This window comes from Niallia circulans, assembly GCF_007273535.1.
GTDB lineage: Bacteria > Bacillota > Bacilli > Bacillales > Cytobacillaceae > Niallia > Niallia circulans_B.
Map to the genome: position 1 here is coordinate 3042844 of NZ_RIBP01000004.1, position 23538 is coordinate 3066381.

Below are 23538 nucleotides of genomic sequence, written 5' to 3' on the forward strand. Positions count from 1 at the left end.
GGAGGAGAACCCTAAAAAATGGAATTACGACAGCTGAAATATTTCATCGAAGTAGCTGAAAGAGAGCATGTATCAGAAGCAGCCGAACGCCTTCACGTTGCACAATCCGCAATAAGCAGACAAATTGCCAATCTCGAAGACGAATTAGGTGTCCCTCTGTTTGAGCGAGAAGGACGAAATGTAAAGTTAACCTCAATTGGTAAAACTTTTCTAACTCATTCTCTTGCTATTATGAAGGCAGTGGACCGTGCAAAGGAACAAATCGATGCCTATTTAGATCCAGAAAGAGGCTCAATAAAAATCGGCTTTCCGACAAGCCTTGCCAGCCATTTGCTGCCGACAATTATATCGGCTTTTAAGGAAAGGCATCCAAATATCACGTTTCAATTAAGACAAGGCTCATACAGCTTTTTAATTGATGCCGTTAAAAACCGTGATTTGGATTTAGCACTATTAGGTCCAGTTCCGACAGATGATTTTGATTTAAAAGGTAATATTCTATTTACCGAAAAAATCTTTGCACTCCTTCCGAGTAATCACCCATTGTCTGAACGAAGAACACTGCGTTTAAAGGATTTGCGGAATGAAGCATTTGTTTTGTTTCCAAAGGGATATATTTTACAAAAAATTGCTTATGATGCGTGTAAACAAGAAGGTTTTCTGCCGAATGTCAGTTCAGAGGGAGAAGATTTAGATGCTATTAAAGGGCTAGTGTCTGCGGGAATGGGTGTAACACTGCTGCCAGAAAGCAGCTTTTATGAGAACGTTCCAAAATTCACAGAAAAAATGCCGATTGAAAATCCAGCAATCAGCCGGACTGTCGGTATCATCGTTCCGAAAAACCGCGAACTCCCACCGTCTGTGCAGACATTTTATCAATTTGTCATTGAGTTTTTCTCCATTCTCGAAAAATATCAATAAAAATTTTATGCAATATAATTTATTTTTATGCATCCTATAAAGAAAGCCGTATACACTCGTATACGGCTTAACAACAATCATCACGCTTTTTTCGTCATTTCCTCCACTAGTGAATGGAAAATGGACATGGCATGATTGATCGGTTCAGGTGAAGTCAAATCAACACCGGTTTTTTTCAGCAATTCCAACGGGAAATCGGAGCTGCCGCTTTTCAGAAATTCTAAATAATTGTCTAGGTCTTCCTGTTTGCCTTCCAAAAGTCTATCTGCAATCGTAATCGCAGAAGCAAAACCAGTAGCATACTTATAAACATAGAATGGACGGTAAAAATGAGGAATTCTCGACCATCCATACTTCACTTCTTCATCAAGCACTAATTCACTGCCGTTATATGCTTTAAAAAGAGACTCATATGTTTCATTAAAGAAATCTAATGTAAGCGGTTCGCCTTTTTCTGCTTTTTCATGTACCTCTTTTTCAAACTCACTAAACATTACTTGTGTAAAGAACGTGCCTTTAAAGCTGTCAATAAAGTGGTTCAATAAATGCTCCCGTTTTTGCGGATCTGTCTCTGTTTTTAACAAATAGCGAATCAGTAAAACTTCATTAACAGTTGAAGCAACCTCCGCTACAAAAATGCTGTAGCCTGCACTTATCGCCGGCTGATGCTTATTACTCAGGTAGGAGTGCATACCATGGCCGCATTCATGTGTTAATGTAAAGAGACTGTCAAGATCATCACGGTGATTAAGCAAAATAAATGGATGGACTCCATAAACACCAAGATTATATGCTCCAGATCGTTTCCCTGGTGTTTCTCTTACATCAAAATACCGCTTCTCTTTAAAGCTTTTCAATACCGAAACATACTCTTCACCAAGTGGTGCTAAGCTTTTCAGCATTATATCAAATGCTTCATCAAAGGATATTTCCTGCTTTGCAGCCTCTCCAACAAGAGGAACACTTAAGTCATATGCACGAAGTTCATCAACACCCAGTTTCTTCTTGCGATATTGCATATATTCGTCCATATACTGAAGATTATCTCTAGTAGCAGCAATTAAGTTCTCATAGACTTCCTTTGGAACTCTATCACCAAACAAGCTTTTTTCCAGTGCTGATGGATAATTGCGTAACTTCGATGTTTTTACATTGTTTTTGACTGCTGAGGAAAAGGTCGCTGCAATCGTATTTTTTAAGGTGACATATGGCTGGTAATATGCCTTATAGGCTTCCACCCGTTTTTGTCTATCTTCGTTTTCTATGAGCTTAGAGTACATCCCTCTTGTCAGCTCTATCTTGTTGCCAGCATCATCTGTCACTTCACCAAACTTTATATCGGCATTATTAATCATACCAAACACCTGACTCGGCACAGACAGTGATTCTCCTAACTCAGATAATATTTCTTCCTTCTCTTTGCTTAACACATGCTTTTTATAAGAGAACGACTCTAATAAATCCTTTTCAAAATACTTTAACCCATCGTTTTCACCAATATATGCCTTTAATTGACTTTCTTCAAGGCTTAAAAGATAAGGCATGAAAAAGGAACTAGCACTGCTCCATTTTTGTCCAACGGTTCTTGCTTGGTCAACAAGGCTTTGGGCACTATTATTTCGTGTATCTGTATCTAAAAGGAGCATCCCGTAAGCGTAAACCTTCCTATATATGTAACCGATTTCTTCTGAAAGTTTTAAGTATGCAAGCAAGCTTGCGGCATCCTTTATATTATCATTAAAGCCTGCAATCTCTTTTACCTTTTCCTCAACAAACTGCAAGTCCGTTTTCCAAGCTTGGTCTGTTTCATAAAGATCACTGAGATTCCATTTTTCTGCTTCTTTCACTTCATTCCTATCTTTAAAAGAATTCATCTGCATCCTCCTTCAAATAATGTATTTTCTTCCATGATACTAAATAACAATTGCTTCTGTCCAAATTGAACACTGATAGATTAGCATGTATCTTGTCTAAAATTACTCTAGCTTTTTAGTTTATGCAGATTAACCAATGGCCATGTATTATCAAACGAAAAAGCTCCCGCAGTTTTTACCGGGAGCTTGCTTCATTATACGCCAGGGAACCAGCCTGGAGAGTTTATAATTGCATTCCATAATGGATCTGGGATAACCAGTTCCTTCTGTTTATTCTTATCCAAAACAGAAACAATTTCATTCTCTTTGCCTTGTTCGATTTTTTGGACAAAATCAGGATCAATTATCAGTTCACGACCAATCGCAAGCAATGCGATATCCGCTGTCTCAAATGCTTTCTTTGCATCTTCTGCAGTATAAACACTACCAACACCAATAACCGGAACACGCCCATTAGCACGCTCAACAATCCACTCGATTCTCGATTTGCTTGTGTCTGCTCCTCTTCTTGGCTCAGACGCAAATTCCATTAAGGAAGCATGAATATAATCAAGCTCTTTGTCTGCAAGTGCGTCAATAAGTGTAAATGTATCTTCCATTGTCAAACCAGGTGTTTCCGGCTCTTCTGGAGAGAAACGATAACCCACAATAAACGGATTTGTTGCTTGTTCAGCTGCTTTTTTCACAGCGTCAACTACAGCAAGTGGAAATGCCAATCTTTTTTCTACAGTACCGCCCCACTTGTCCTCACGTCTATTTGTGTGTGGAGAATAAAATTGCTGGATCAAATAGCCGTTTGCACCGTGAATTTCAACTCCGTCAAAGCCTGCTTCAACTGCGCGTCTTGTTGTTTCACCAAAAGCAGCAATGATTTCTTCAATCTCAGTTTCTTCTAAAGGACGTGGTGCCACATTATTTTCCTGTGCTACATCACTTGCACTCACAAGCTCGCCATTTGGCACTAGGTTTGGAGGGCATGATCTGCCGCCGTGGAAAATTTGCAGAATTGCCTTAGAGCCTTCGTTTTTGATTGCTGTAGCAAGTTCTCTTAAGCTTGGGATAAATTCATCTGCATATCCTGCAAACTCTCCTGGGAAGCCCTTGCCGTTTTCTGTAACATATGTACAAGCAGTGATAACCATGCTAACACCTTTAGAACGTCTTGCGTAATAATCAAGCTCTGCCTTTGTAACAGTGCCATCCTCATTTGATGAGAAATTAGTCATCGGTGCCATCACGAGACGGTTTTTCAGCTCTAATTTGTTGCTTAGCTTTAACGGGCTGAACAGCTTTTCGTATTGATTACTCATAGTAACACTCCTTTGTAATTATATTCACATAATGTTTTTACGTGAAAACACTTCCTATGAACCCATATAGTATTGCTGATAACAGGTAAAAAAAATGAAGTAATGTCATCTTATATTTTCCTTATCCACTTCGTCAAACAATTGAGCTCGAGTTTTAAAAAACAAAAAGCAGCCCTTTGTAAAAAGGGGTGCTTTTTGTTTTTTAAGATATAATTTATTCTTAACAAATGCAGTTATTGCAAATATTCCAGTGCTTGCTTTAAATTGCCAAACACCTTAATAGCGCCTAAGTTCATCTTTGTTTCAACAACCGTTTGCGCAAGCTGAGGACGCAAGCCAGTAACAATTACTTTTATTCCAAGCAAGGAGAGAGTCTCCCCTAACTGATTAAGATATGCTGCGATTTCTGTGTCAATATTTTTTATACCAGAATAATCGGTAATTAAGTATTCAAGCTGTTGCTTCCCAATATACGGTACTACTTTTTCCGTAATATAAGCAGCCCGGTAAGAATCAATGATACCGATAAGCGGCAATACAGCGACACCTTCTTTGACAAGCACAACCGGCGCTGACAGCTCTGCCATTTCCTGCTGTGTTTGTTTGCGATATCTTTCTGACAGACATTCATAAGTGGATACTGTTTCATTTAAACTTATATCCAACAGTTCATTGACCTTATTAATTAATGAAGCATTCTCATGCAACCCTAGTCCAAACTCACTGCTTAAATCTGTCAATAATTCATTGAATATTCTCCGTGTCGGCTGGTATCGAATAACAATTTCTGATATTCTCCCACCTGAAATCAGTTGCTGTTCTGCATTCCGTTTGCTCCACGTAAGTAAATCATCAGGAACTCCTGTTTTTTGATCTGCTAGCGATTGACCAAAAAAGCCTAAAAATTCCTTATACATTATAATTGCACTATTTCTCTCTTCATCTGAAATGCTTATATCCAAGCTGTTAAGAACACCTTCTACTATTTCAAGAGCAAGGACATTTGTATGTTCTTCTATATATGCAGCAACTTTAGATAATTTCGTCATTTATTATCCACCCTCTACTCCAAAAAGTATACATAGATTATACCGTAAAAAGGGCTTACATGTTAGTGATTTTCTAATCTTTGAACAGCTGTTGATTATTCTGAAAAAACAATTAATTGCTTTATTTAAATGGTTATGATATATTAATTCTTGCGATGAGCTCTATTGAATAAGTCAATGAACATTTAATGCGCTATGTGGAGCGCAGTTTATTGCCTCAATAACGTAAGGACACCATTTATGGTGTCCTTTTTATTTTATTCTCTTCTCTTAACAAAAAAGCATGGCCACATTTGGGTGGCCATGCTTTCATATATAATCGATAGTTGCAACTATTAAGATAATTTTTTTAGTTCGTCTGTTAAGCGTAAGAACTCTTCTTTGTCTCCAGCAATCAATGTTTCATCAATTTGTTTCTCGATTTTCTCTTTCCGGAAATTGTAAAGGGCTTTCTCCAAGACCATTTCAGCTAATAAAGAATCAACAACATTTCCCTCAGACTGTTGTGGTGCATTTAATAAATACTTTTCCATTTGAATCAACCCCTTTGCTTTTTTATATTATAGCAACAATTTTCAGATAATTCAAATACTTTTTTAAGGTAATTTATCCCTTTTTTCTAAAGAAAAAAATCATTGTTTCAACTATAATATCCTTACATTTTCATGTATTCTTAAGTAGATAGAATAAATATCGAGGAGAAAACGATGAAATATAAAATGATTGTACTAGACATGGATGACACATTACTTCAGGATGATCACACAGTCTCTGAAGCAACAAAAAAAGCGCTTATTAAAGCACAAGAACAAGGCGTTAAGGTAGTACTTGCTTCTGGCAGACCAACATACGCGATGTGGGAAACTGCAAAGGAATTGCATTTGTCTGATTATGGAAGCTATATTCTTTCTTTTAATGGTGCCAAGATCACGAATTGCCGAACAAATGAAGAAATCTTTAGCAGTACACTTCTTCCAGAGGTTGTGCACCAATTATTTGAATTGAGTAAGCGGGAAAAGGTTTGGCTTCATACATATGTAGGAGATACTATTATTACGGAAGAGAACAACCCGTTCACAGATATTGAAGCACAAATTACCGGGTTGCCGATTAAAACCGTGCCAAACATCGTTGATTACATAAAAGACCCTGTTGTTAAAGTATTAATGGTAAAAGAAGAGGATATTTTAGTTAATGTGGAGAAAGTATTGCAGACAGAGCTTTCTGAACAATTAAGTGTCATGCGCTCTAAACCATTTTTCCTAGAATTCACCGAAAAAGGTGTTACGAAAGGAACTAGCTTATCCCTTTTAATTGACCGTCTTGGCATCACAAGGGAAGAAGTAATCGCAATGGGTGACAGTTATAATGATGCTGCTATGATTGAATTCGCTGGTCTTGGCATTGCTATGGGCAACGCACCAGACGATATTAAGCAAATTGCGGATTACGTGACAGACACTAATAATAATGATGGAGTTGCGAAAGCCGTTGAAAAATTTATTTTAAACGCTTGATTTGTTAAAATAAAGTTACATGTCAGCATATTAATATGCTGACAATACTTTTAAAATAATGGAGGTATAATATGAAAAATGATCAATTCTTGATTGGGAGCCATAATGAATATGACCCATTGAAAAAAGTGATTTTAACATCTCCATTATATATGACAATTAAAGAACCGATAAATGACATTCAAAAGCAATATTTAAACGAAAATATCGATACTAAATTAGCATCTGAGCAGCATCAGGCCTTTGTTGACGTTTTGCAAAAGGAAGGAATCGAAGTAGTGCTTCTGCCTCCAGAAAAACAGTTTCCTGAACAGGTTTTCACAAGGGATATTGGGTTTACATTAGGAAACCATACTTTTGTTGCTAAAATGGGACATGATGTCCGAAAAGGCGAGGAACATGTCCTGTTAAACTGGCTGAATGAACAGGAAATTTCCTTTACAAAATTAAATAGTGACAAAATTGAAGGCGGAGATGTTTTGATCGACAGATCCACCATTTATATTGGTGTCAGCAATCGTACAAACAAGAAATCGATCGAGCATATAAAAACGTTACTGCCAAATTATGAGGTCGTTGACATTCCATTCACTGACAGCTTTTTGCATTTAGATTGTGTCTTTAATATCCTGTCTCCAAATGATGCATTGATTTACCCAGGAGAAATTGAAAAGCAAAAATTAGATCTGTTGAAAAAACGATATTCACTTATTGAGGTAACGAAGGAAGAACAAGCGACACTTGGCACTAATGTATTGTCAATTGGCCATAAAAAAGTAATTAGCTTGCCTATTAATAAAGGTGTTAATGCAGAGCTCCGCAAGCGCGGTTTTACTGTAATTGAAGTAGACATTACAGAAATTATTAAATCTGGCGGAGCTTTCCGCTGTTGTACACTTCCTTTATATAGGGAAACACCAAATTCATAAAAAAAATGATGGTGCCATTTAGCACCATCATTTTTTTATGAATTATACTTCCACTGTCCAGCCGAACGGATCTTCTTCTCTTCCGTTTTGGATATTTGTCAAAGTATCATAGATTTTTTTCGCAAGCTCACCTGTTTCTCCGTTGTTCAACGTAATGGATGTTTCATTCCATAGGAACTCACCAATTGGAGAAATTACTGCTGCTGTACCTGTTCCGAACGCTTCCTTCAGCTCGCCATTCTTAGAAGCTTCAAAAATTTCCTCAACAGAAATTTTGCGTTCTACCACTGGAATATTCCAGTGCTTCAACAAGTCAAGAACACTGCGTCTCGTTACACCCTCAAGGATGCTTCCGTTTAATACGGGTGTTACTACTTCATCACCGATTTTGAAGAAGACGTTCATAGCCCCAACTTCTTCAACATATTTCTTTTCGACACCATCAAGCCAAAGAACTTGAGAATAACCTTTTTGTGTAGCGATTTGTTGTGCTTTTAAGCTTGATGCGTAGTTTCCAGCTGTTTTTGCTGATCCTGTTCCACCTGCAACTGCACGAACATACTCGTTTTCAACAAAGATTTTTACAGGTTTAACCCCTTCTTTGTAGTATGATCCAACTGGAGAAAGAATGATCATAAATTTATAACTGATTGAAGCAGCAACCCCTAAGAATGGTTGTGTAGAAATAACAAATGGACGAATATAAAGGGATGTTCCCTCACCAGTTGGTATCCAATCTCTATCAACGTTGATCAGCTGTTTTAATGCTTCAAGCGCAAATTCTTCGTCAATATCAGGAATGCAAAGACGCTCATTCGATTTATTAAGACGCTCCATATTCTTTTCAGGTCTGAATAACAATACTTTGTCTTCTGCCGTTAAGTATGCCTTCATACCTTCGAATACTGCTTGACCATAGTGGAAAATAACTGAAGCAGGATCTAACGTGATTGGCTGATATGGCAGGATTTCTGCATTATGCCAGCCATTCTCTACAGTATAATCCATCATGAACATATGATCTGTAAATACTTTTCCGAATTCCAATTTACTTGGATCTGGCTTCGGTTTTTTTTCTGTCGCTAATGTTACTGTGATTGTTTGTTCACTCACGTTGAAAACTCCTTCATATGTAAATTATTATTTCTATCTATTATAACGTAACTTTTCAGGAGGGAAAGAGGTAAGCTGATATTTTTTTAAAAGTTTTCCATTTAGTCAGTCAATACACGGAGATAAGAAAAAGAAATATATGTGAGCCTGATACTCTCATATATTTCTTTTGTATACGATTTTTACAGCTCTAACTTTTCTGCTTCTAACGCTGCTGGAAAGCCTTTGAGCATCTGAGCCATATACACAATACCTTCTTCATAATCCTTTAAACGAATGCTTTCATTTGGTGCATGCGCCTTGCTTCCGACCCAGCCCACTCCAGTACTGACAATCGGCAGCTTCAGCACCCTGCCAAAGTCAAACATTGGACCTGTGCCTGCTGAATTTGGTGCAAGGACTACATCACGATTATAAACTTCTTTCGCTGTGTTTTTCACATGGCTGATAAATGGATGACTGAAATCGGAACGATATGCCTTTTGACCATTGATTAATTTTACGGACACATCATGGAAACCATGCTTTTTCAAGTGATTTTCCACACTCTCAAAAATATAATTCGGATCCTGCCCTGGAACGAGACGGCAATCAAGCTTTACCTTTGCACTTTTTGGTAACACCGTTTTCGCTCCTTCTCCTGTATAGCCGCTTTCCATTCCACAAATTGTCATTGTCGGCTCAAACACCATGGCATATCGAGGGTCTTGTCCTAAACCATTCGTTATTAACGGTCTTTTTAGACCATAGAGTTCCTGAACAGCCTCTTCACTAAATGGCAATGACTTAACCACTTCCTCCTCAAGTTCTGTCGGTGGAGTGATGCCATCAAAGAAGCCCTCCACAATAATCTCATTCTGATCATTTCTCATCGACGCTAACGCATGAACAAGTCTCCATGCTGCATTATCTACATATGCACCAACGGAAGAATGCATATCTATATCTGCACCAACTGCTGTCAGCTCCATATAGGCCATTCCTTTAATTCCAGCAACCATGCTGATTCGCTCCTGTTCATCCTTGCCACCGAATTCCCATATGCATGCATCTGCCTCAAACAATTCCGCATACTTTTCCAAATAAGGTGTTAAATTAGGACTGCCAATTTCCTCTTCGCCCTCAATCAAAAACTTCACATTACAAGGCAAGCCTCCTTCTGTTTCGTGGAGAACCTTAAGTGCAGTCAGCCTTGCAATAGTATCACCTTTATTATCAGAAACTCCCCTTGCAAACAGCTTTCCGTCATAAACAGCAGGTGAAAATGGTTCTGTTACCCATTCGCTAAGCGGCTCTGCTGGCTGCACATCATAATGGTTGTAATATAAAAGTGTTTTGGAGGCATCACCTTTTTCCCCAGCAGGGAAAAATCCATAAACAACAGGGTTTCCTCCAAGATCATCCAAAACCTGCACTTCCCCACCAAAGTCTTTTATTACTGAAGAAATATAACTTACTGTTTCCGGAATCGCCTTACTTTGTGCGGATACCGTTTCTAATTGCAAATATTGTTCTAAAATCGCAAAGGATTCCTCCAAAATTTCCTTCGTTTTTGTTTGAATGGCATTTAAATTGCTTGTCCCCAACTATTCCATCTCCTTTTTTCTATAGTTATCTTATTGTTTCGGCAAACGAAGAAAAATCCCTGCAATTATTCATAATATTTTATAAATTTAGTTAATTATTTCGCACACAAAAAAATCTAAATCAGTTCGGAAAAGAAGCATCGTCTTTTCAAAAGTGATTTAGACTTTATCAGAAAAATTTAATTCCAGTTTTTTGTATCTTCTAATAGATCATCAATCTCAATATTCTTGATGTCCCATTTACTGATACCGCTTGCCATATCCAGCGTATCCTGCAAAAGCTGATCAATATCGGCTCTAACTAAATGCATATTGTAGCCTCCTTTAGTACTGTTCACGTTAGTAATGCCCTTTCAAAATTAATCTTAAACAAAATATCATTTAAAACGATACTGCATCACTAATATGTAGCACTTTATAGCTTGGAAACCATATCCATGCTTTTTGTTACTTCACCATTATAGCATGTTTTTCTCTCCTAGCCCATTACGTGTAAATTACATCAATATTACACACTCCGTTTGTTGAAATATATTTGCAAAGATAGAAACAAGAAGATTTTTCCTCTATGTCAAAAGATGAATCAGTGCAAGGAAAATGCTATACTTTTTATGAACTATTCCCCTCTTTTATGAGTTTTTATACTCAATATAAGGCGAATAATTAATATTCCGCTTATGTTTTAGCTTAAATACGGCAATCATGTAAATGAATGGAGGGAAATTTGTTGAGAAGACTTTTTAAGCTGGCGTTACTTTGTTTAATCGTTTATGCCGGTGTGCAATATATACAACATAAAACAGGCGCTGAATCCATTCCTTCAGCTATTGATTATATGAAAACAGAAGTGAATGCACAGGATGCTGTAGACTTTTTTGAAAACCTAATAACACAAGGTAAAGAGCTTTTTCAAGAGACACAAGATGTCCTTCCTGACTGGAATACTTCTGCTGAATCTGACCAGCAAACAAAGCAGGCAGAAAAACCTCAGTTAGAAACTCCTTCCGAGCAAACATTTTCAATTTATAATATCCAAATGGGTGATACAAAGGAATCTGTTGAGAAGCATCAAGGCAAGCCGCAGCGTGTGTCTATGAATGAGTACGGAATATCATGGAATACATACCACGAAAACTATCAAAATTTTGTAATGGTCGGCTATGATTCCAATAATAAAGTCGCTGCACTTTATACGAGTCAGGATTTAATTTCATCAACAGATGGTATAAAACGTGGTAGCAGTAAGGACAGTGTCTTGAAGTCATTAGGTGATCCTCTTGATGAGCTGACAAAAGGCTTTGTGCGCTATAAGCTCCCGGATGACCGAGATTATGAGGTATTTAAGTTGGATGGCAATTATGTCACTGTTTTCTTCGATAAGCATGAGAATAATACGGTTACTGCCATGCAGATTGTTACAGAAACATTAGAAGACAGCAAAAAAGACTTTTATACAGATGGTAGCAAAGAGCTAGAGGAAGGCTTTGCATACCAGCTGTTTGACTTAACGAATGCAAGCAGGGTCAATAACGACCTTGGTATTTTGACTTGGGAGGATACTGTGAAGGTAACTGCCAAAAAGCATAGTGAGGATATGGCTATTAATAATTATTTTGACCATACAAACTTGGATGGTGAATCGCCCTTTGACCGTATGCTTGATGATGGTATTAAATATACAATGGCTGGGGAAAATCTTGCTTATGGGCAATACAGCAGTATTTTTGCACATGAAGGCTTAATGAATTCTCTCGGACATAGGGAGAATATCCTACAAGAAGGATTCACTTATTTAGGTGTTGGGGTAGCCTTTAACGAGGACGAACAGCCATATTATACGGAGAATTTTATAACAAAGTAAAAGAGTTATCCTGTGTCAGGAAACTCTTTTTTTTGTTTGTTAAACAATCATATTACCAATAACCCACAACAGGACAAAGCTAATCAATATAGACAGGTTTGCGGCTGTGCCGACGAATCGTTGATTGTATTTGAATTCGACGCTATAAGGTAAAACAGAGGTGGCCATTGGCAGAATCAGTGCGATTAAAACAGTATAGCGGAACATGTCATCGGCTGGCAGGAGAAAGAATCCTAATAATCCAAAAAACAAGCCAACCCCATAGCGGATACCAAGAACTCTGCCGATTCCTTTCCAGTAGCTTTTTTTAAAGGAGAAGTTTAAATAGATTCCGAGAAGCAGTAAGGATAGCGGCATATTTGCTTTTGATATAACCGAGGTGATGTCGATGACTGTCCCTGGCAAAGGCAAGCCTGTAATATTGATAATAAAAATGATTAAATATGTCATTAACGGAATGGATTTGCCCATTTTTCCGGCTACATGCTTAAAGTTAAGCACAACATCCTCTTTTGCATAATAACTGCCGATTAAGTAACTGACGCCAAATGTAATAATGGCATTACCGATATCAAACATTCCGAAGTACTTTATACCTACCTCGCCCCAAATTCCTTGCACAAAGGGGTAAGCAAAAAGTCCGATATTAAAACCTGGAATAAGCATGCCAAGCATCCCTTTATCCCGTCTTGCTTCTTTCCTGAAAATGAATAATCCTACAATAGCAACAATAATTCCGTACACAAACCCGAGTACAACCAGCATCATTAGCGAGGAATCAATGGTAATACTGTGAAAGGTTACAATGATTAAACATGGCAAAGTTACATTAAAAATGATCCGTGCCATTGCTTCTCCGTCTTTTTCCTTTAGAATATTCCACTTCTTTAAGCAATAGCCTAAAGCGATAATAAGGAAGGAAATGACAAACTGAGCATTAAAGTTTTCCATGCAAACAAATCTCCATTCATAGGAGGATAAACTAAAAAAAAGGTCAGGGGCAGCCCCCAACCTATTAAATACTATTGCCCCCGTTAATTTCTTTGTTCATTAGCTTAATTTTTTTAATATCTAAACGGATTAATAACGAGATTGCCAGAGAAACGATAAACATACATGAAAATACAGTTAATGTTTCTTCATAGCTCCCTGTCGTATCTCTTATCCATGAAACAAATCTTGGACCTGCTATACCTGCTGCAGACCATGCTGTCAAAATATAACCATGAATGGCACCAAGCTGTTTTGTACCAAACATATCTCCAATATAGGCAGGGATGGATGCAAACCCTCCACCGTAGCAAGACATAATGATAAATACTATTATAGAGAACGATACAGCCTCTTGTAAATGAGGCAAAACAAAAAAGGCTGCAATCTGAATCGCAAAAAACAATGTATATACATTCGGGCGGCCGATATAATCGGATACAGAAGCCCAAGCTATTCTTCCAACGCCATTAAAGACACCCATGATGCCAACTAATAGAGCTGCACCTGTAACGGACATTCCAGCAAGCTCTTGCCCCATTGGTGATGCTACAGCGAGGATGGCTATACCACACGTTATATTAATAAACAGCATAATCCATAAAGCCCAAAATCTTTTTGTTTTAATTGCTTCATTAGCTGTTAGCTGTGATAAGTCTGTTTTTGTAAAAGCTTTACCTGATTCAATAGCTTTTTGGAAGCCTGCCGGAACATAATCCTTTGGTGGCGGCGCTAAATATTGAGCTGAAGCTAGTATGATAACAAAATATACAATTGCTAAAATATAAAAAGTCGAAGGTATTCCAACAGTTCCGATTAACTTATTCATAATCGGACTGCTCACCATTGAAGCAAAACCAAAGCCCATAATTGCTAACCCTGTTGCTAAGCCACGCTTATCTGGAAACCACTTTACCAAGGTTGATACAGGAGTTATATAACCTACACCAAGACCAATGCCCCCAAATACTCCATAAGTAATATAAAGGAGCGGTAAGGATTCGATGCTTGCAGCAAAGCCTGAACCTGCCATCCCAATTCCGAACAATACGGCACTAAGTGTTCCTGCAGCTCTTGGTCCAAACTTCTCCACAAAATGCCCTAAAAAGGCTGCGGAAAGACCTAGAAATAAAATAGCGATACTGAAAGTCCAAGAGATACTTGTTAAGCTCCAATGATATGTTTCTTCTAGAGGCTTAGTAAACACACTCCATGCATAAACAGATCCAATGGAAATATGGATGCCAACTGCTGAAAGGGCAATTAGCCAACGATTTTTTGTTTTCATAGTAGTCTCCCTGCTTTAAGTTCTAGTTTTTTCATAGATGGATACATTTCAAAGTTTAATTCTTATAAAAAATAGAGAGCTTTGCGAAAGCCTCACGAGCATTTTCAAGAGCTTCCTCTACTGTTTCTCCTCTTTGAAGAAGAACAGCTAAGCGTCTTCCAACCGTTGCTTTTGGTTTCCCAAATATCCGGATTTGGCTGTCAGGTGAAGCAAGTGCTTGTTCGACACCACAAATTTCATAATCGCTATTATCTGCTAAAGCCTTAAGCGTTTTACTCGCACCTTTTGAATTCAGCCTGATGTGTGGAATTGGCAACCCAAGCACAGCACGAACATGAAGGGCAAATTCAGACAACTCCTGTGTGGCCATCGTCACCATACCAGTGTCGTGTGGTCTTGGAGAAACTTCACTGAAATATACACCTTTGTCTGTAAGGAAAAGTTCAACACCGAATAGCCCGTAGCCGCCAAGTTCATCCGTAATTTGTTTGGCAATTAATTCAGCTTGCTTCAATTGATCTGCTGTCATTTGATGTGGCTGCCATGATTCTATATAATCACCGTCCTTTTGAATATGGCCTATCGGCGGACAAAAGTGTGTTCCATTCACTGAACGAACGGTAAGCAGCGTGATTTCAGAGGTGAAGGTGATGAACTCCTCGACGATAACCCTTGTCTTCCTGCCACGTCCACCTTCAACCGCTTCTTGCCATGAATTTTCAACTTCGTCTGCACTTTTGCAAATGGTTTGTCCTTTTCCTGACGAACTCATAAGTGGTTTTATGACACAAGGAACACCAATATGCGCAACTGCAGTCTTTAATTCTGACAAACTATCTGCAAACTCATACTTCGCTGTCGGCACATTCAATTTCTCACTTGCCAATCTTCTGATTCCTTCTCTATCCATTGTCAAATGAACGGCATTAGCTGTTGGAATGATGTTAAAGCCTTCCTTTTCCAGTTCCACAAGTACTTCTGTTGCGATTGCTTCTATTTCAGGTACGATAAAATCCGGCTTTTCACTAATAATTACTTCTCTCAATGCTTGTCCATCTAGCATGTCTACCACATATGAACGATGGGCAACCTGCATCGCCGGCGCATTTTCATAACGGTCAACAGCAATGGTCGTTACTCCAAGTCTTTGTGCCTCTAAAATGACTTCTTTACCTAACTCTCCTGCACCAAGAAGCATTATTTTTTTCGTATGTTTGGAAGTTGGAGCTCCGAACATTTTATCATCCCCCTCAAACTTTCGTTCCTTTATTGAGCATAATAACGTAATTCATGTATATATTTCAAGGTTTTTTCGAAAAAATAACGAACATTTTTTAAATACCTTCGAAATATAGTTCGGTTTTTACTACATACAAATGTTTATAAGCAAAATAAAAAAGAGTGCAGTACACTCTTTAACAGTAAGCTATTTACCTATAAACCTACTAAACTAGTTCGTTATAAACCGTTTTCCCGTTTAGGATAGTCCTCGTCACTTTCCCCCTAAATGTTTTTTCAATATAAGGGCTTTGTTTATTTCGATAAAAAAGGTCGTCTTTTTTTAATGTAAACTCCCTTTTTAAATCAACTAAGCAAAGATCTGCGTCACTTCCAGCTCCAATTTTCCCTTTCTGCGGGTACAATCCGAAGCGTTTCGCAGGATTACTGCTTGTTAGGCTAGCGATAATGGAAAGTGCTACCTCCCTTTTCCAATATCCCTCTTCAAGCATTACAGTTAATGTCGATTGACAGCCTGAAATCCCCCCCCAAGCCGCGGACAAACTGCCTTTTTTCATTGATTCTAATGAAGGCGAATGATCTGATCCGATTATGTCAATTGCTTTTGCTTTAATAGCCTGCCAAAGACCCTCTACTTCTTGGGCTGTTCTTAAAGGCGGCGCACATTTGGCAACTGCCCCGAGTTTATCCAAATCATCGACGGTCAATGATAAGTAGTGAGGGCAAGTTTCCACAGACACGTCCACTCCCCGTTTTTTGGCAGCTAGTATCGGTTCTAATACCTCACTGCTGCTAATATGTACAATATGAACCTTGCATTTCGTTGCTTCTGCATAGGAGAGAATGCGATTTACTGCTTCTATTTCAGAATAAATCGGCCGAGATGCGGAAAAGGAATGACCATCCTCATTTTCAATCAGCTTCCCTAATTCCTCTGTAATAATATCACTTTCTGCATGAACAGCAAGAATACTGTCAAGCGCTGCTATTTTCTTCATTCCGGCATACAATGTTTTATCATCTGCAGCTTTGAAATCGTCTATCCCGCTGTTGGACATAAATGCCTTAAACCCAATGACACCAGCAACGTCCAGCTCTTCCAACCTCTCCAAATTTTGAGGAACAAGGCCACCCCAAAGCTTATAATCAATAAGAGATTTCTGTTTACCTAAAGCATCCTTTTGCTCATAGCCTTTCAAGTCAATAGTTGGTGGATGACTGTTTAACGGCATGTCAAAAAAAGTAGTTGCACCGCCAGCTGCCAAGCTTTTACTACCTGTTTCAAAGCCCTCCCATTCGGTTCTGCCTGGTTCATTGAAGTGAACATGTGTGTCTATAAGCCCTGGAAAAACATGCAGGCCAGCAGCGTCGATTGTTTCTGCTGTATTGTTACAATCTATTTCTTTAGCAATCTCTAAAATTTTCCCAGCCTTAATGCCAATGTCAACCATTTCCACTTTATTTTCAAACACAACATTTCCATTCTTTATGACCACATCAAACATTTTCATCAGCTTCATCCTCTCAGTAAAAATGCTGTATTTTTATGGTTGTAAATCTATCAGCTTCCTCGGTATGTTTGATAACCCCATGCTGACAAAAGAAGAGGTATATGATAATGTGGCTCTCCCACCTTTACATGAAACCGAATTGGTACAGTTTCGAATAAAACATTAGCTGTTTTCGTGCTTTGCCAATAGTCTTTTAAATGAAACACTAATTCAAATTCTCCAGGAACCAATTCGTGCAATAGCGGCTGTTCCACCCTGCCATCATCATTTGTTCTGGCACTCGATAAAAGCAATCGCTCCTTACCTTTGTACTGCCACAACTCAACAAGTATATTGCTTCCCGGCAATCCTTGAATCAAGTCTAAAACATGTGTTGTTATCCCTGTTCTCATCTCCTGCCTCCTAACGTTTTATGCTTCAAGCGGGTCTTTAACGATACCCTCAAGCCTTATGAAGGAAATCTTGAAAATCTGTGATAATGCTGCAGCAAACTCTTCTTCTTTTGAATGCTTCAGCCTTCTTTCCATATCATGATAAATAGTGTCTTTCGTATGCCCTTTCACAGCAAGAATAAAAGGGAAATCAAATTTTTCTCGATACTTATTATTAAGCTGCAGAAAACGTTCGAATTCTTCTTCTGACAACTGATCCAGACCTGCTCCCTGCTGCTCCTTCACAGAGGAATCAGTCATTTTGATTCTGCCGCCTAAATCAGGATGTGCTCTGATTAACTTCAGTTGCTCGTCCTGTGATGCTTCCTTTACTACCTGCACCATGACCTCATGTAATCGATTAAGCGAATGTATGGGAAGCAATAATTCCCATGCTTTACTCGCAATCCATGGAGTATGCTCAAAAACCCAGCCGATACTTTCGATGAACTGTTCCTTATCCATTTTGTTTATATCTGCTAATGTATACATATGCGTCCGCCTTTCCTACTGTCAGCTGTTAATTTTGCTTGTTTTGCAAGATGTCAACTGCACGCAATATACCTTCATAGCCTGTGCATCTGCATAAATTACCCGAAAGTCCCTGCAGCACCTCTTCTCTTGTTGGCTGCTGTTCTTCATCTAGCAAGCTTTTTAACGCCATAATCATCCCAGGTGTGCAATACCCACATTGTAGTGCACCTCCTTGTAAAAAGGCCTCTTGGATTGGATGCAATGCTTCTGCGCTAACACTTTCAATTGTTTGAATATCTGCATCCTCCAGCTGATAGGCCATAACAAGGCAGGAGTTAACAAGCTTTCCATTCAATATGACAGAGCACGCACCACATCTGCCTACTTCACAGGAAACCTTCGTTCCAGTCAAGCTTAACTCCTGTCTTAGAATGTCCACAAGCCGGTAAGTGGCAGGAACAGCAATATCGACCAACTGTCCATTCACATGAAATTTGATCCTTTTCTCTGCTTTCAGTTGCTCCTTCATAAAGAGGTTCCTCCCATCCATGCGTTTGTGACATCCTTATTTATTCTTGTTATGGCGTATCCCATCATTTCCTCTGAGTTAATTGGGAGCTTATTAACCCAATGGCCGGTAGCATCATGAATCGCCGCAACAATCGCAGGAGCGACAGCAACCGTGCCTATTTCGCCTACTCCTCTTGGTCCAAAGTCATCGCCAGCTTCTAACTGTTCAATTGCTGTGACATTTGTTTGCCTTGGAATATCAAGAATCGTCGGAATTAAATAGGAATCAAGATTTTCTGTCATATACCTGCCGTTTTCCATGACAGCATCTTCCATGATTGTAAAACCAAGCGCCATGCTGCCTCCACCTTCAATTTGCCCTAAATACCCCATTGGATTAACAACTGGACCTGCAGCTATTGCATGGTCTAGCCTGCTAACATAGACTCTGCCAGTCAACACATCGACTTCCACTTCTGCTGCTGCTGCTGCAAAGGTATAAAGGTAATGCCCTCCATCAATGCTTTTTGACGTTGTCGGAAAGTGATAACTAACAGTGACAAGTGGGCGTTTTTCAATTGTGTCTGCAATCTGTTTATATGTCATTACAAGGGTTTCAGGCACATTACCCTTATACTGCCAAACACCGCCAACACCCGTCTTCAGCAATTCTTTCGCAACATTAGATTGTTTTGAAACAAAGGCAAGTATTTGTTCTGACCATTCCCCTTTCAGCTTATTAACGCCGGTCCATACCATATTTGTAGCTCTGGAAGCAGTAGAGGAACCGGAATGGGGAACTTTTGCTGTATCGCCAATCGTTATTTCAATATCATCTGGAGAACAGTTAAAGGCTTCTGTCATAATCATTTCAATTGTGGACAGCAGCCCTTGACCACACTCTTCAAACCCAAAAGAAATGTCGAGCTTTCCATCTTCATTTAATGATAACCTTGCACCAGAAGGGTCTGATCTCCCATAACCAAGACCACCGCCATGCATCGTTATACTGTAGCCTCTTCCCTTAAGAACAAATGGCCGATTTTCATCCACTACGCTAGAGCAATCCTGCAAAACAGGCGACTTCAGAATTTCATCTAAAACATGCCGGGCACCTGCAGTAGGGACTATCGGCTGATCGACTGGGCCAGGATCTTCTGTTTTTCGCAAGTTCCTTTTGCGAAGCTCCGTACTGCTCATATTTATGGCTTCTGCGATTCTTTCCATTTGACTTTCAAGAGCAAAAGTTACTTGATTGCCGCCAAACCCACGAAATTCACCAGCAACACCATTATTTGTATAGACAGAATAGCCTTCTACCTGGATATTATCCATCATGTAGGGCCCTGCACTATGCTCAACAGAGAAATCAAGGACAGCTGGTCCTAATGTTGCATATGCTCCTGTGTCCGCCAAGATGCGCACCTTATGGGCAAGGATTTTCCCTTCCTCATCCACACCTGTTTTCATGGTTATTTTCATTGGATGTCGTTTTAACCCTGCCTTAACAGAAGTTCTTCGTGACTGGTGAATTTTCACTGGCTGCCCTGTCACCATTGCAAGCAGACAAATATATGGCTGAATGTTTAATTCGTCCTTGCCGCCAAATGAACCTCCTATCGGACTTGATATAACCCTTATATTGCTATCAGGTATATTCAAGATTCTGGCAAGCTGACTCTGATCCTTAAACCCATGCTGTGTTGGAGCATAAACACACATCCCGTTGTTTTCAGGAACAGCGACTCCGCCTTCTGTCTCCATATAGGCATGCATTTGTCTTGGAGTATAGTAAACTTCTTCTAAAGTATAAGTACAAGCTGCAAAAGCTGCCTCCATATTTCCGCCTTTTTCAAAAACTGCCTTATGAAGTAGATTTCCATTATCATGCAGCTTAACTGTTTCCTCCTTCAAACTGTCTTCAGGGTCTGTAATGGGCTGAAGGGGAGAGTAGTTAACTTTAATGAGAGCTGCTGCTTTTTCGGCTATCTCAATCGTAACTGCTGCAACAGCCGCAATTGCATCGCCAATGTATCTGACCACATCATGACAAAATACCGGCTGATCCTGGATCACAATTCCAAAGCCATTTAAACCAGGAACATCTTCAGCTGTTAAAACAGCTTTAACACCAGGAAGTTTTTTGGCTTCTGTCGTATCAATACTGGTTATCTTTGCATAAGCATGTTCACTGCGGAGCACTGTTCCATACAGCATGTTAGGAAAAGACATATCTGTGAGATACTTTAATTCTCCTGTCACCTTCTGTAAGCCGTCCCTTCTCGCCTTCCATCTCTCACCTGAGCTTTCTCTAGTTAAATGCATCTTCAGCTTCTCCTCCCTTCTCACATTTTAGGATATGCAGAATATTGGCGGTGATAATGTTGGCAGCTGCTTTCCTTCTGTAGCTGTCTGTAACAAACGGATCAGAATATGATTGGAAGCTCGTTTCAAGCAGTGCTCGAAGCTCTTGCCAATTCACATTTTTGTATTCCTTATGAAGTAAATATGCCTCACCGTCTGCGAGCCTTTGCGAAAGATGAGCTCCTCCTCCAATCGCCAGCTTGATATCTGTGATGATTTCATTTTCCAGCTTCACATAGCCAGCAGTAGAAACAATGGCAGCCGTAAAGCTTTCCCTTCTGCCTATCTTTTGAAAAAACGAACGGCTCTTCCACCCCTTTTCACACGGAATGAGAATACTTAGTAAAAGAGGTGGACCTGCCAATTGGCTTTCCTGCAGCCATTCAGACATCGCGACAATATATGTGGAAGTACCATTAAAAAACTCAAGCTTGGCATCCAATACAAGCAGTGCGGGAATGGAATCACCGACTCTACTGCAGACATTTCCTCCTATTGTTCCTCTGTTGCGCACAGCAGGCGCGGCGATTTTTGAGCATGCTTCTGTTATAATTTTCGCTTTTTTCTGAATATTTACGTCAGAAACACACTCAGACAGAAGGGTAGATGAGCCAATACGCAAATAGTTTTCTCCGTTTAACGTGTGTTCTGTTATACCTTTTAATCTATCAAGCTTATGGGAGCTAATTAAATGACTTGGTTTATGCTGTCCTGATTCCCAATTTAATTGCAACATAGTTCCACCAGCAACAAATACACTTTCTTCTCTTTGTAACGAAAATACATCTTCTAAAGTAACGGGTATATCAACAATTGGCTGCTCTATATTTTGTGAATTCCTCATCTTAAGTCCCTCCCTTCCTGTTTTACACAGTATCGCTGATATTCCTTTATTGTATCGATATCAATAAATAACTCATCATCCGTTAAGGCAAGCTCTGTTCCTTTTACGTCTTTGTTCTGTAGGATTTTTTTTGCCCCCGTGTCACCAGTTAACAATAGGACCTGTTGAAATAAGGACGATGAAAGAACTACTGGCGGTTTTATCATGCCATTATGAACACAAGCGACGTATTTTTTCTCTCCCTTTATTGGTGTAGAACGAATGAGCCTCAGCATATCTGTTGTGATAAAAGGCTGATCAGCCAAACAAATCATTACATTGGAAGCATTACGCTCGATTGCTTGCCTGATTCCTGCCCTTAAAGAGTAGGACTGCCCTTTATCTGCTTTTTCTGCTATGACAATTTCACCACAGCCATTTAAAAGCCTTTCCTTTATATCTGCGGAAATCCATTCCAATGTATCTTGCTTATTAACGACAACAAACACATATGCAGACGGAACAGTAAGAATTGTTCGTAATGCCTTCATTCCTAAGGCTTCTCCGTTAACTGGCATGGTAATTTTTTTGCAGCCCATTCGTTTGCTTTGCCCTGCTGCCAAGTAAATCACATTCATCCATTTAGCCCTAAAGTGCGGACTTTATTGTTTTTAACAGCGATTAACTGTGCTGCAATGCTTATGGCAATTTGTTCTGGTCCTTCTGCATTTATACCAAGTCCAACTGGAGAATGAAGCCACAGTGGTTTAGTTTTTTGTTCCAACAAGCGATCCGCTCTCTTTTTCGACCCTAAAATACCGACGAAAGCATATTCCCTCTCAAGCAAATAGTTTAATAGCTCTTTATCCTTTTGAAAGTGATGCGTCATGATTACAATATAATCCATACTTCCTGCCTGGAAATCTTCCATAAGCTCAACAGGATTGCCAATAACGAGCATATCTGCATCTGGAAAATGTTTATTATTACATAAAGCCGGTCGCCAATCTGCAACAATAACATGAAAACCAGCTTTTTTAGCAATATCCGCAACTGGTCTTGCATCAGGACCTGCACCATAAATAATCAGGCGCGGCTGTGCCCGAAAGGTTTGCCGAAAATAATACCCACCATCATTTTTTGGAGTAAGCCTTTTTTCTGGAAAAGCGGCAAGGTCAAAAGCCTCCCAATTACCAACTCGTTCTCCTGTTTCATTCATAAAAAAGGAGGCTTGAGAACTTAAATCCTCTTTAAGCACCTTTATATGTTCAACTGTTAGGCCATTATCCAGCCAATTCTTTACGATTTTCAGATTATTCATAGCTTTATCATCGAGTTCTTCCATCAGTACAGTTATGCTCCCGTCACAGCCAACTCCTTGCCCCCATGATAAATCATCCTCAGAACGCATATCATAATTAACGGAAGCAGAAGCTATTCCTGTTTCCCAACTTTCTATTCTTGCTACTATATCTTGTTCTACACAACCGCCGCTTAATAAACCCCTTTCCTGATTATCACCAGAAAAGTACATCATTGTTCCTTCCTTTCGATAGGCAGAACCTGTAACATCAATAATTGTGGCTAAATAACCACCTGGCTCACTTGCTGCAATAGTTTCTAAGACAGAATACTCATCAGATGACATATTACGAGACCTCCTTATACTGCAACCCGAGAGCTTTTTATTCATAATCCAAAACCTACCATGTTAATAAATATAACATCTTTTGTTATTAAAGAATATT

Annotated in this window: 22 protein-coding genes; 4 read left to right on the forward strand and 18 right to left on the reverse strand. The window is 39.2% G+C overall.

Annotated elements, in window-relative coordinates; translation table 11 throughout:
- The first annotated feature begins 18 nt into the window (after window positions 1-18).
- Window positions 19-921: a LysR family transcriptional regulator gene (locus CEQ21_RS22995; protein WP_185766541.1), complete on the forward strand. Its 903-nt coding sequence runs from the start codon at window positions 19-21 to the stop codon at window positions 919-921.
- A gap of 80 nt (window positions 922-1001) precedes the next feature.
- Here the strand turns inward: CEQ21_RS22995 and pepF are convergent, their stop codons facing one another.
- The 4 genes from pepF to CEQ21_RS23015 form a co-directional block, all read right to left on the reverse strand.
- Entirely contained in the window at window positions 1002-2795 is a 1794-nt protein-coding gene (gene pepF, locus CEQ21_RS23000) for an oligoendopeptidase F (protein ID WP_185766542.1), read from the reverse strand.
- A 194-nt stretch (window positions 2796-2989) separates the two neighbouring features.
- The gene (locus CEQ21_RS23005; RefSeq protein WP_185766543.1) at window positions 2990-4105 is read right to left on the reverse strand and encodes an NADH-dependent flavin oxidoreductase; all 1116 of its coding nucleotides are present in this window, start codon (window positions 4103-4105) and stop codon (window positions 2990-2992) included.
- A 233-nt stretch (window positions 4106-4338) separates the two neighbouring features.
- Complete coding sequence (locus CEQ21_RS23010) at window positions 4339-5154, reverse strand: STAS domain-containing protein (protein ID WP_185766544.1); 816 nt, start codon at window positions 5152-5154, stop codon at window positions 4339-4341.
- A gap of 335 nt (window positions 5155-5489) precedes the next feature.
- A complete protein-coding gene (locus CEQ21_RS23015; protein WP_185766545.1) occupies window positions 5490-5687 on the reverse strand; it encodes an IDEAL domain-containing protein in 198 nt (65 codons plus the stop codon).
- A gap of 174 nt (window positions 5688-5861) precedes the next feature.
- On the opposite strand from CEQ21_RS23015, the gene CEQ21_RS23020 reads away from it, so the two are divergent.
- Entirely contained in the window at window positions 5862-6671 is an 810-nt protein-coding gene (locus CEQ21_RS23020; RefSeq protein ID WP_185766546.1) for a Cof-type HAD-IIB family hydrolase, read from the forward strand.
- Between the two features lie 71 nt (window positions 6672-6742).
- A complete protein-coding gene (locus tag CEQ21_RS23025; protein WP_185766547.1) occupies window positions 6743-7600 on the forward strand; it encodes a dimethylarginine dimethylaminohydrolase family protein in 858 nt (285 codons plus the stop codon).
- 42 nt (window positions 7601-7642) lie between these two features.
- On the opposite strand, the gene CEQ21_RS23030 is transcribed toward CEQ21_RS23025, so the two are convergent.
- The 3 genes from CEQ21_RS23030 to CEQ21_RS27310 all read right to left on the reverse strand — a co-directional run bounded on the left by CEQ21_RS23030 (window position 7643) and on the right by CEQ21_RS27310 (window position 10610).
- Window positions 7643-8713 (reverse strand): branched-chain amino acid aminotransferase, encoded by a 1071-nt coding sequence (locus CEQ21_RS23030; RefSeq protein WP_185766548.1) that lies wholly within the window; start codon window positions 8711-8713, stop codon window positions 7643-7645.
- Between the two features lie 182 nt (window positions 8714-8895).
- Window positions 8896-10275 carry a M20/M25/M40 family metallo-hydrolase gene (locus CEQ21_RS23035; RefSeq protein ID WP_185767394.1) on the reverse strand — a complete coding sequence of 460 codons (1380 nt, stop codon included), beginning with the start codon at window positions 10273-10275 and terminating at the stop codon, window positions 8896-8898.
- A gap of 203 nt (window positions 10276-10478) precedes the next feature.
- Window positions 10479-10610: a hypothetical protein gene (locus tag CEQ21_RS27310; RefSeq protein ID WP_259347255.1), complete on the reverse strand. Its 132-nt coding sequence runs from the start codon at window positions 10608-10610 to the stop codon at window positions 10479-10481.
- A gap of 416 nt (window positions 10611-11026) precedes the next feature.
- Here CEQ21_RS27310 and CEQ21_RS23040 point away from each other — a divergent pair, with 416 nt between their 5' ends.
- The gene (locus CEQ21_RS23040; RefSeq protein WP_235907315.1) at window positions 11027-12160 is read left to right on the forward strand and encodes a CAP domain-containing protein; all 1134 of its coding nucleotides are present in this window, start codon (window positions 11027-11029) and stop codon (window positions 12158-12160) included.
- Between the two features lie 39 nt (window positions 12161-12199).
- Here CEQ21_RS23040 and CEQ21_RS23045 read toward each other — a convergent pair whose 3' ends face one another.
- From CEQ21_RS23045 to CEQ21_RS23095, 11 genes are all read right to left on the reverse strand, one after another.
- Complete coding sequence (locus tag CEQ21_RS23045) at window positions 12200-13111, reverse strand: AEC family transporter (RefSeq protein WP_185766550.1); 912 nt, start codon at window positions 13109-13111, stop codon at window positions 12200-12202.
- Window positions 13112-13175: 64 nt separating this feature from the next.
- Window positions 13176-14438, reverse strand: a complete 1263-nt coding sequence (locus tag CEQ21_RS23050; RefSeq protein WP_185766551.1) for an L-lactate MFS transporter — start codon at window positions 14436-14438, stop codon at window positions 13176-13178.
- Between the two features lie 55 nt (window positions 14439-14493).
- The gene (purT, locus tag CEQ21_RS23055) at window positions 14494-15675 is read right to left on the reverse strand and encodes a formate-dependent phosphoribosylglycinamide formyltransferase (protein WP_185766552.1); all 1182 of its coding nucleotides are present in this window, start codon (window positions 15673-15675) and stop codon (window positions 14494-14496) included.
- A 208-nt stretch (window positions 15676-15883) separates the two neighbouring features.
- Entirely contained in the window at window positions 15884-17188 is a 1305-nt protein-coding gene (locus CEQ21_RS23060; RefSeq protein ID WP_185766553.1) for an allantoinase, read from the reverse strand.
- Between the two features lie 50 nt (window positions 17189-17238).
- Window positions 17239-17580 carry a hydroxyisourate hydrolase gene (uraH, locus tag CEQ21_RS23065; protein WP_185766554.1) on the reverse strand — a complete coding sequence of 114 codons (342 nt, stop codon included), beginning with the start codon at window positions 17578-17580 and terminating at the stop codon, window positions 17239-17241.
- Between the two features lie 18 nt (window positions 17581-17598).
- Window positions 17599-18111, reverse strand: coding sequence for a 2-oxo-4-hydroxy-4-carboxy-5-ureidoimidazoline decarboxylase (gene uraD / locus CEQ21_RS23070; protein ID WP_185766555.1), 513 nt, complete (start codon window positions 18109-18111; stop codon window positions 17599-17601).
- 28 nt (window positions 18112-18139) lie between these two features.
- A complete protein-coding gene (locus CEQ21_RS23075) occupies window positions 18140-18622 on the reverse strand; it encodes a (2Fe-2S)-binding protein (RefSeq protein WP_235907316.1) in 483 nt (160 codons plus the stop codon).
- Entirely contained in the window at window positions 18619-20928 is a 2310-nt protein-coding gene (gene pucD / locus CEQ21_RS23080; protein WP_185766557.1) for a xanthine dehydrogenase subunit D, read from the reverse strand. The genes CEQ21_RS23075 and pucD overlap by 4 nt, the downstream gene beginning before the upstream one ends.
- The gene (locus CEQ21_RS23085) at window positions 20915-21811 is read right to left on the reverse strand and encodes an FAD binding domain-containing protein (RefSeq protein WP_185766558.1); all 897 of its coding nucleotides are present in this window, start codon (window positions 21809-21811) and stop codon (window positions 20915-20917) included. Before CEQ21_RS23085 ends, pucD begins: the two co-directional genes overlap by 14 nt.
- Window positions 21808-22428 carry a nucleotidyltransferase family protein gene (locus CEQ21_RS23090; protein ID WP_185766559.1) on the reverse strand — a complete coding sequence of 207 codons (621 nt, stop codon included), beginning with the start codon at window positions 22426-22428 and terminating at the stop codon, window positions 21808-21810. The genes CEQ21_RS23085 and CEQ21_RS23090 overlap by 4 nt, the downstream gene beginning before the upstream one ends.
- Window positions 22425-23438, reverse strand: coding sequence for an XdhC family protein (locus CEQ21_RS23095; protein ID WP_185766560.1), 1014 nt, complete (start codon window positions 23436-23438; stop codon window positions 22425-22427). Before CEQ21_RS23095 ends, CEQ21_RS23090 begins: the two co-directional genes overlap by 4 nt.
- Between the last annotated feature and the right edge of the window lie 100 nt (window positions 23439-23538).